Here is a 4,868-nt window from a genome sequence, read left to right as displayed (position 1 = left end):
GCGTCTTACTCGCCGCCAGCCTTGCCTATTGGTGCTGATTGAGTCCTAAGCCTAGGCCGCCTTACGCCGGATTTCGGCGAAGCTGGTGAAGGTGGCCTGCACTATCGGCGACGCGTCGGCGACGAGCGCCCCCACCCGTTCGAGCATCGCGCTCTCGCCTTCGAGCGCGGTGCGACTCGCCATCGCCCATTGCCCGAACTCACGCGTCGGCACCTCGCGGCGCGACAGCACCACCACGCCCGAATGACGCGGGTCGGTATGGATGCGCTCGTATGTGGTCGTGACCGCCGCCTCCTCACCTTCCAGCGCTTGGAGGAACCGCACCCCGTCGAAGAACAACAGCCCCGAGATACCGTCCCGCGTATTGTTGCGCCTGGACGCCCCGAGGATGCGCTGGATGTCGGACGCCATCACCTGGCCGCGCGCGGTGCTGATATAAACGAGTTGTAGCATGGCTTGTTTTCCGTTCCGTATGACCGCTCGATGCCCACAAATTCTAAAAGCCACGTAAAAACCTAAATGATTTGCATTAATGAGGCCGCTCGACAGTCTCGGCGCACCCCGCCATGCTGAAGCCCACCATGCTCCGCGATCCCTCGTCCAAATACCGCGCCTTTCCGCCGATCGACCTGCCCGACCGCCACTGGCCGTCGCGCACGATCACGCGCGCACCGCGCTGGCTCTCGACCGACCTGCGCGACGGCAACCAGGCGCTGATCGACCCCATGGACGCCGAAAAGAAGACGCGGCTGTTCGACCTACTCGTCCGGGTGGGCTTGAAGGAGATCGAGGTCGGCTTTCCCTCGGCCGGCGCGACCGAGCTGGATTTCATCACCGGCCTCGTCCGCTCCGACCGCGTGCCGGACGACGTGACGATCCAGGTCCTTACCCCCGCGCGCGCCGACCTGATCGAGACGACCTTCGCCAGCCTCGACGGCGCCCCCCGCGCGATCGTCCACCTTTATAACGCCGTTAGCCCCGCCTGGCGCCGTATCGTCTTCGCGCTCGACCGACCCGAGGTGAAGGCGATCGCCGTCGACGGTGCGAAGGTCCTTCGCGATCAGGCGGCGAAACGCGCGGGCACCGACTGGCACTTCGAATACAGCCCGGAGACCTTCTCCACCGCCGAACTCGATTTCTCGCTCGAGGTCTGCGAGGCCGTGATGGACGTGCTCCGCCCCACGCCCGAGCGTCCGCTGATCCTCAACCTTCCCGCCACCGTCGAAGCCGCGACGCCCAACATCTACGCCGACCAGATCGAATGGTTCGCTCGTCACATACGCGGCCGCGACAGCGTCGTCCTCTCGCTCCACCCCCATAACGACCGCGGCACCGGCGTTGCGGCGGCCGAACTCGGCCTGATGGCGGGTGCGGACCGTATCGAGGGCTGCCTGCTGGGCAATGGCGAGCGCACTGGCAATTGCGATCTCGTGACGGTCGCGCTCAACCTTTACACGCAAGGGGTCGATCCCGGCCTCGACTTCTCCGACATCGATGCGGTCGTGAATACCGTCGGTTACTGCACGGGCCTCCCCGTCCACCCGCGCACGCCTTACGCGGGCGACCTCGTCTTCACCGCCTTTTCCGGCTCGCACCAGGACGCGATCCGCAAAGGTTTTACGGCGCAGACCGAGCGCAACGACGAGTTGTGGGAGGTGCCCTATCTTCCGATCGACCCCGCCGATCTCGGCCGCAGCTACGAGGCGGTGATCCGCGTCAACTCGCAATCCGGCAAGGGCGGCGTCGCCTGGGTGATCGAGCAGGATCAGGGGCTTAAGCTCCCCAAGCGTCTCCAGGCCGATTTCAGCCGCCACGTTCAGGCGCTCGCCGACGGAACTGGCCGCGAGCTCGACGCGCGCGATATCTGGACGTTGTTCGAGGCCACCTACCTACCCGTCCCGTCCGATCGCTACACCCTGCGCGACTACCAGGAGTCCGGCCCCGCCGGCGATCGGCTGTTCGTCGGGCAGGTCGACATGGACGGCGCGGCCCGCTCGATCGGCGGACGCGGCAACGGCCTGATCTCCGCCTCCATCGCCGCGCTTACAGACGCGGGTGCGGCCGAGCTGGAGATCGTCGACTATACCGAACACGCGATCGGTAACGGCGCGGACGCACGCGCCGCCGCCTATATCGAGGCCCGTCTCGCGGACGGCCGCACGGTGTTCGGCGTGGGCATCGATCCCGACATCGCCACCGCCGGCGTCCGCGCGGTCCTGAGCGCGGTCAACCGCGCCTGACCCGCGTCACCTCGCATCCGACGCTCGCATCCGGATAGATGTCCGGCTTGGTCGACCGCACCGTCACCTCGACCACACGCTCGTGGCTCAGGCAAAGCGCGGCGATCGCGTCGCAAAGCGTCTCCTGCAGCGCGAATACCCGCTCGCGCGCCATCGCATGCACCCCCTCGCGCACGAAGTCGTAATCGAGCACTTCCTCGATCCGGTCGTTGGCCACGGTGTCGGGATAAGCGACGGTCATCCGGACCGACAATCGCACACGCTGCGGCCCCGCCAGCTCGCGCGGGTGGATGCCGAGCCGTATTGGCACCTCCAGACCTTCGAGCAGCGTGACGTACCGCGCCTCAGTCACCGACCACCTCCCGATCCTCGAACATCACGTCCCCGCCGCGCGGCAGGAAGCGCTGCCCGCAATCGACGAACAGGTTCTGCCCCGTGATCCCCCGCGCCTCCAGCAGGAACGCGACCGCCTCCGCGACCGCCTCCGCCCCGACCGGGCGGCGCAGCAGGTTCTTTCCCGCCGCCGCCGCGAACTCGTCCGCGCTTTGGTCGCCGCTCGGCAGCGTCAGCCCCGGCGAGACCGCGTTGACCCGCACGACGGACCCCAGCGCCTGCGCCAGCATCCGCGTCGCCCCCTCCAGCGCCAGCTTGCTGCCCGTATAGGAGAAGAAGTCGGGATTGAGGTTCGCGACCTTCTGATCGAGCAGGTTCACCACTGCGCCGCCCGCGACGTCCGCTTGCGCCGCGAGCGAGCAGGCCAGCCGTACCGGCGCGCCGTAATTCACCCGCGTCAGCCGATCGAGCAGCTCGGCCGACACGCTCGGCGGCCGGTCGAACTCGAACAAGGACGCGCTATTGACCAGCGTGTGGACGGGACCGCCCACCGCCGCGCGCGCGCCGTTGATCAACTCGCCCACCGCTTCGTCGTCGGCCAGGTCGCCCGCGACCGTTACCCCGCCCAGCTCGGTCGCCAGTGCATGAGCCTCGCCGCCCGACCGGTGATGATGGATCACCACCCGCCATCCTCCGGCGGCCAGCCGCTTGGCGATCGCGGCGCCCAGCCTCTTGGCGCCCCCGGTGACCAGGACGGTTCGCACCTCCATCCGGTCAGCAGCCCATCAGGGCCAGGACCTCGCGCCGCGACCGCATATCCTCCTTGAACACGCCCATCATACGGCTGGTAGTCATCGTCACCCCCGGCGTCCGCACTCCGCGCGCGGTCATGCACGCATGACTCGCCTCGATCACGACCGCGACGCCCAACGGCTTCAGGTTCTCCCAGATACAGTCGGCGACCTCCGCCGTCAGCCGCTCCTGCACCTGCAACCGCCGCGCATAGCCGTGGAGGACGCGCGCGAGCTTCGAGATGCCGACCACGTGATTGCGCGGCAGGTAAGCGATGTGCGCCCGCCCGATGATCGGCGCCATGTGGTGCTCGCAATGCGACTGGAACGGGATGTCGCGGAGTAGCACGATCTCATCGTACCCGCCCACCTCCTCGAACACGCGCGCCAGATGCGCGGCCGGGTCGTCGCCGTACCCCGCGCAATATTCCTTCCACGCCTTTGCCACGCGCCGCGGCGTATCGAGCAGCCCTTCGCGGTCCGGATCGTCGCCCGCCCAGCGGATCAGCGTGCGGATCGCGCCGAGCACCTCCGTCGGCACGATCGGCGTCGGCTCCAGGCCGACCGGATCTCCCTCCGCCACGCCGTCATCGCCCCCGATCATCGTCCGATTCCTCCCCGATCCGCCCGACAACGCATCGGGCATGCGAATGCAACTGTTTCCTTGCGGCGACAAAGGTCGCCGTCGCTGCGCCGGACCATACCCGAACACATTGACGCGCGCTCTTTCACGGCGCTACCTTCCATATCAAGAACACGAACGGGCGTAACCGACGACAGATCGGGCGTCGCTCAAAGGAGGGGATGCCCGTGATCAAGACGTCGCACCTGCTCGCCGCATCGACGCTGGCGCTCGCGACCGCTGCGCCCGCCTTTGGCCAAAATGTCGACCCGGCCGTACAGGCGCCGACGGCCGCGGACGAGACGACCCAAGTCCCGGCAGGCCCCAGCGCTGGAACCACCGTCGACATCATCGGCCCGTACTTCAAGGAGGACGATCGGCGTCTCCGCAGTTAAAAGCAGGTCTGCCAGCGCGACCCGACCGGCGTACTTGGCCGCCTGCCCGGGCGTCTCGATTTCGGTGCGGTCAACGCCAACTCAACCTCTACACCCGGCACCTTGGCCAGCCGTGGATTCTACACGGTAAAGTGAATTCCCGCCGCCCTTGGTTTCGGCAGTCTCTACGGCCCGGATATCAACGCCAACTTCATCAACCTGGCCGACGTCTACGAGATCTACAGCGACTTGAACCCCGAATCCCGGTCGGAAGAGCCGATCATCCAAGGCAAGCTGCGCCAGGATTTCGGCGATTTCTCGCCGTCGCTGTCGGGCACCTATCAGGACACGAAGGTCGACCCGCGCCAGGATTTCCTTTTCTCGGTGGCCGACCGATCGATCGCGCAGGCTGCACTCGACACGTTCGCCGCCGCCGCCGCGGCAGGCCAGGGGCTAGGCTTAGGACTCAATCAGCACCAATAGGCAAGGCTGGCGGCGAGTAAGACGC

At 67.1% G+C, this 4,868-nt stretch carries 7 protein-coding genes; 3 read left to right on the top strand and 4 right to left on the bottom strand.

Annotation, left to right across the window (positions count from 1 at the left end; genetic code table 11):
* Nucleotides 1–51: 51 nt before the first annotated feature.
* Nucleotides 52–453, bottom strand: a complete 402-nt coding sequence (locus ACFE7F_RS15455) for a BLUF domain-containing protein (protein WP_375404741.1) — start codon at nucleotides 451–453, stop codon at nucleotides 52–54.
* Between the two features lie 128 nt (nucleotides 454–581).
* On the opposite strand from ACFE7F_RS15455, the gene leuA reads away from it, so the two are divergent.
* Entirely contained in the window at nucleotides 582–2,240 is a 1,659-nt protein-coding gene (gene leuA, locus ACFE7F_RS15450; RefSeq protein WP_375404742.1) for a 2-isopropylmalate synthase, read from the top strand.
* On the opposite strand, the gene ACFE7F_RS15445 is transcribed toward leuA, so the two are convergent.
* The 3 genes from ACFE7F_RS15445 to folE are packed head-to-tail and all read right to left on the bottom strand — an operon-like array spanning nucleotide 2,227 to nucleotide 3,968.
* Nucleotides 2,227–2,592, bottom strand: a complete 366-nt coding sequence (locus ACFE7F_RS15445; protein WP_375404740.1) for a dihydroneopterin aldolase — start codon at nucleotides 2,590–2,592, stop codon at nucleotides 2,227–2,229. The genes leuA and ACFE7F_RS15445 overlap by 14 nt on opposite strands.
* Nucleotides 2,585–3,343 carry an SDR family oxidoreductase gene (locus ACFE7F_RS15440; protein ID WP_375404739.1) on the bottom strand — a complete coding sequence of 253 codons (759 nt, stop codon included), beginning with the start codon at nucleotides 3,341–3,343 and terminating at the stop codon, nucleotides 2,585–2,587. The genes ACFE7F_RS15445 and ACFE7F_RS15440 overlap by 8 nt, the downstream gene beginning before the upstream one ends.
* Nucleotides 3,344–3,347: 4 nt before the next feature.
* Nucleotides 3,348–3,968, bottom strand: coding sequence for a GTP cyclohydrolase I FolE (folE, locus tag ACFE7F_RS15435; protein WP_375404738.1), 621 nt, complete (start codon nucleotides 3,966–3,968; stop codon nucleotides 3,348–3,350).
* A gap of 206 nt (nucleotides 3,969–4,174) precedes the next feature.
* On the opposite strand from folE, the gene ACFE7F_RS15430 reads away from it, so the two are divergent.
* Both ACFE7F_RS15430 and ACFE7F_RS15425 read left to right on the top strand, forming a co-directional pair.
* On the top strand, nucleotides 4,175–4,381 hold the full coding sequence (locus ACFE7F_RS15430; RefSeq protein ID WP_375404737.1) for a hypothetical protein: 207 nt from the start codon (nucleotides 4,175–4,177) through the stop codon (nucleotides 4,379–4,381).
* A gap of 228 nt (nucleotides 4,382–4,609) precedes the next feature.
* On the top strand, nucleotides 4,610–4,843 hold the full coding sequence (locus tag ACFE7F_RS15425; RefSeq protein ID WP_375404736.1) for a hypothetical protein: 234 nt from the start codon (nucleotides 4,610–4,612) through the stop codon (nucleotides 4,841–4,843).
* The last annotated feature ends 25 nt before the right edge of the window (nucleotides 4,844–4,868 follow it).

It is taken from the genome of uncultured Sphingomonas sp., from assembly GCF_964235535.1.
GTDB lineage: Bacteria > Pseudomonadota > Alphaproteobacteria > Sphingomonadales > Sphingomonadaceae > Sphingomonas.
Note: the sequence above shows the minus strand (reverse complement) of the source record. Positions and strands in the feature narration are given on the sequence as shown.